The organism is Flavobacterium sp. (assembly GCF_036405015.1).
GTDB lineage: Bacteria > Bacteroidota > Bacteroidia > Flavobacteriales > Flavobacteriaceae > Flavobacterium.
Genome location: NZ_DASWYK010000202.1, coordinates 1 through 3,903, shown reverse-complemented (window position 1 = coordinate 3,903; position 3,903 = coordinate 1). Strand labels below are relative to the sequence as shown.

4 protein-coding genes are annotated in these 3,903 nt (G+C 32.5%); all 4 read right to left on the bottom strand.

All coding sequences use genetic code 11. The features are described from left to right. The coding region (locus VGE71_RS17280) for a sensor histidine kinase (protein WP_331139425.1) at positions 1–1,395 on the bottom strand (1,395 nt) is incomplete at its 3' end. Positions 1,396–2,046: 651 nt separating this feature from the next. Continuing rightward, positions 2,047–2,640 (bottom strand): hypothetical protein, encoded by a 594-nt coding sequence (locus VGE71_RS17275; protein WP_331139424.1) that lies wholly within the window; start codon positions 2,638–2,640, stop codon positions 2,047–2,049. A 7-nt stretch (positions 2,641–2,647) separates the two neighbouring features. Then, entirely contained in the window at positions 2,648–3,280 is a 633-nt protein-coding gene (locus VGE71_RS17270; protein WP_414656177.1) for a hypothetical protein, read from the bottom strand. Positions 3,281–3,532: 252 nt separating this feature from the next. Next, on the bottom strand, positions 3,533–3,903 hold a 371-nt coding region (locus VGE71_RS17265; RefSeq protein WP_331139423.1), incomplete at its 5' end, for a hypothetical protein.

The window sequence follows — 3,903 nt, the reverse complement described above, 5'->3', positions numbered from 1 at the left end:
GAAAACAGTTCCATTATCGGAATAATGTACTATTATTTGATTTTCATCCGTTTTTTTGAGTTCCAAATGCAAAACGAGATCTCCAACAGGATTTGAATGTTTTATAGAATTTGTTACCAGTTCATTTAAAAGCAGTCCGAGAGAAAGTATTTTATCAACATTAAAATAAATCTTTTCAGTGTCATTACTATATGTAAAGGCTCTTATACTGCTGTTTTGATGGGTTTCTAATATCTTCTCAAGATAGTTTTGGGTTTCAACCAATGCATTATCACTATAATTAACACTGTAAGTATAAAGTTCATGGGCAATCATGATGGTTTTGATGCGTTGGTAAAGATCATCGAATCTGTATTTATAATCTTCATTTTTTTCCTGCTCTTTTTGAAAATCAATAAGACTTAAAATTACAGCCAGATTATTTTTAACGCGATGATTCAGTTCCTGGACTAGAAATTGTTTTTCTTCAAGATTAGTTTTCAGAGCCGAATTGTTTTCGGAGATTTTTTTCTTTTGAGACTCAATTTTTCTTTTGTTTTTCATCAGCTGGCGAATAAATAGCGCCATGACAATAACAGATAGAATAAGTGTTGTATTTAAAATGCGGGTACTTTTTATGTCTTTTTTTAACGACTGTTTCTCTGTTTTTTCTTTCTCAAAATTATATTGTGTTTCAAGTTCTTTGATTTTGATATCTCGCTGTTCGCTGTAGAATTTTTTGTAGTATTCAGAAGCTTTTTTAAAATAATAAAGTGCAGAATCTGATTTGTTTTCCTGTTCCAGTATCATGCTTTTGTTTTTGTAGACATCTCCTGTATAGCTCAGGACATTTGATTTTGATACGATAGCCAGTGCAGAATCTATATATATCGTCGCTGGCTGATACTCTTTTTTATCAAAGTAATAAAAGCTTAGATTGGTGTACATAGAAATAATGGCTTCGTAATGATGCTGTCTTTTGTATAAATAAAGTGCCCGCTGATAATGCTTTAATTCTTTTTTTGAATTGGTTTTTCGATTGCCAAGTGCTATAATCAGCTGCACAACAGGCATATTTAGAGTATCATGCACTGTGCTTGCATATTTTTCTGCCTGCAGCGCCAGATTATATGCGATTTTTGAAGAACCGCTCACACGATAATACGAAGATTTACGAATAAGAAAATTGGTATAGTTTTTAAACTTGAGCTGCGGGTATTTAATAATTAGGTTTTCAGCTTTTTCCAATTCCCTTCTGCAGGAAGGGAAGTCGTCGTTAATTTCAAAAATCAATGCTCTTTCCACATGAATCTTAAGCTGCTGTTCCGGGGTGGTTTTGGAATCATTGACTAGATTTTGAGAAAGTTTGAAAGCTTCATCATAAAGTCCCAGCTCGGTTAGAATTTTCATTTTCATGATATCCAGTTCAGTTTTTGCCGAACCATGATATAAGTCACTATTTTTATTGATGATATTTAAAGCTTCCTTAAAATTACAGTGCATTATTTTCTGCTCAAGATCTTTTTTCAAATGCCCAAAAGGGGACTGTCCAAAACAAATTAAGGAGGTTAAAATTAGAAAAATGCTGCTACAAAATCTCACTGCAGGAAAAATTTAAAAGAATGGATTAAAATTGTTTAAAGGTATTTTGTGCGTTTCTATCCAAATTTATAAAATAGATTATAATTTTCGTGATGATTTGTTCTGAAACAGTTGTTCTTTGTTGTGAAATTTAATAACACAGGCAAAGCGTATTTTTCTTTACAAATTGGTTAGTTAGTTTTCTTTTTTTGATTTTTTTTAATTGTAATTGATTTTTTTTATTTTGATTTTGGCCGGTGATAGGGGAGTTGGTTGGAAAGAGAAATCATTTTAAAGGGAAGAGAATTTAAATTTGCTGAAAGAAACATAAATTAGCTATTGTACATTTATGCGGCAACTTGTTTTTAATGCGTATAATTTATTATTTTATATTCACTTCTTTTTCATATATCATTAAGGTCAAATATTAAAAAACGAAACCTGCAGGTATAAACTCTGCAGGCTTTTAAATCTTTTGTATTCCAATTAATTGTATATACCATCTACAGCACCATCCACTTCAACCCATTTTCCATTTTTCTTTTCTAATACTAAAATCGAAGTGTTTCCTAAAATCATAGCCTTCGTGTTTGTTTTTTGAAAAGTAAAGACGGCATATTTTTTATTGTAGTAAATAGGATCGGAAAATGAAAATACGGTATAATAGTCCTGAAAATCAAACTTCTCATATTTTCCCGGATTTGGGAATTTGGCTCTTTCAAAAAACAAGATATTTTGTATTTTGAAATCCTTTGAAGACCAGTTATTATTGCGAATCCAAAAATCTGTAATATAACTATTTTCATATTTTGATTTCATTTTCTCCCATTTCGTTTTGTCGTATAAAGGTTCCTGTATTCCTTCATTCCGTTCGTATTGATTTGATAATGGTTCAAAGTATATTTTGCCCTTGAAAATGTCGATAGTGACATTGTTGTTTATTTTTTCCTGAATAACCATTATTTTTTGATCACCCAGCTTTTGAGATTCCAAATAATCGTTTATGGGTGCGTTTTTTTCTTTTGTTGTCGAACAGTTACAATAGAGTATAACTAAAAGTAAATAGCCAAAATTTTTCATAATAATATTAATTGCAAGGTTTTCCTATAACTTCCTGAAGTTGTCCACTACTGTATCCAACAGCATTTCCGGATTGTTCTGCGGAATATCTATTTTCAATCCTTAATCTTTCAGGACTTCCTGGAGGAAATTTTTCTTCAAACACCGGTGTTCCCTGTAATCCTCCCCATGCCAGGTCGGTATAGACTTGATATGGGATAGTACCTTCAGGATCTGCATATTTGTTATATTCCTGTAAAGTTACTGCTATTGCATCAATATACTGATTGGCCATTTCGATATGATGTGCATCATACATATTGGGATATTTTTTTTGTACATAGCCTTTAAAAAGGGTAGGGTAATCCTCGAAAACACCTGGATTAGGTGGTGTAGTACTTGTATAATCGTCATTCAAACTCATAAAAAAAACATGACCCAGTTCGTGGAGCATATTTCCTGCACGAAAAAGTTTTGTCGCACTTTCATAATCATTGCTGATTTGAATCTTATAATTATACTGTGACACTCGTTTAGAAGCAGCAGGAGTCATATTTTGAGGATTCTCAGCAAAAAAAGTTACAGAATAACTGGTGGTTGCTCCCAACTTAGTAAGCATTTTGGCAATATCTGAATTTGTTGCTGTTTTTAACTTTTCCAAAATTTCTTTTTGACAAGGTTTCAAATTATCACTGATTATCCTTTTTTCAATTTTGTCCGCTATGGCTGCGGGCGTTGTTCCTCCCGAAGAGCCTCCGCTTCCGCCTCCTCCATATTGTGGGTATGGATCTCCGTCATCAAAACCTCCTCCCTCACAATATAAGAGTTTAATAGGATGAAAGTTTCCTCCTTCGTCCCAGTAGCCTATAAAAGTGCAATCGTATGTTTCTTCACGCCATTTTGAAGTTAAGGATTATTGAATTGTTTGACCATCCTTAAATTGAATAACATTTGTTTTATTGGTTTGTAAGTCCGACACAAAAACCTTACCATTAAAATTTTGTGTCATACCGTAATAACTGTAGTCTTCATCTAAGTTATGAGCATTCAGATTGTCAGTAAATATCTGAACATAATATATTTTGAATTTTTGCTTGTCGTCTTTTATAAATACCAAACGGTGACGGTCATTATTTAAAGAGGCTTTCTCATTTGAAGATTGTAATTGGTTCTTCAGGGTAAAGGGAATTTCGATTACTTCTCCATCTACACCATCCGAAATTATAGCATTTTCCCATTCCAGTTTTTGAATGTAGTTAAGTATAGTGGCATTATACTCATCTT

Excerpts from the sequence above, each read along its gene's own strand:
- VGE71_RS17275 (WP_331139424.1), bottom strand. The coding sequence starts at position 2,640 with ATGAAAAATTTTGGCTATTTACTTTTAGTTATACTCTATTGTAACTGT.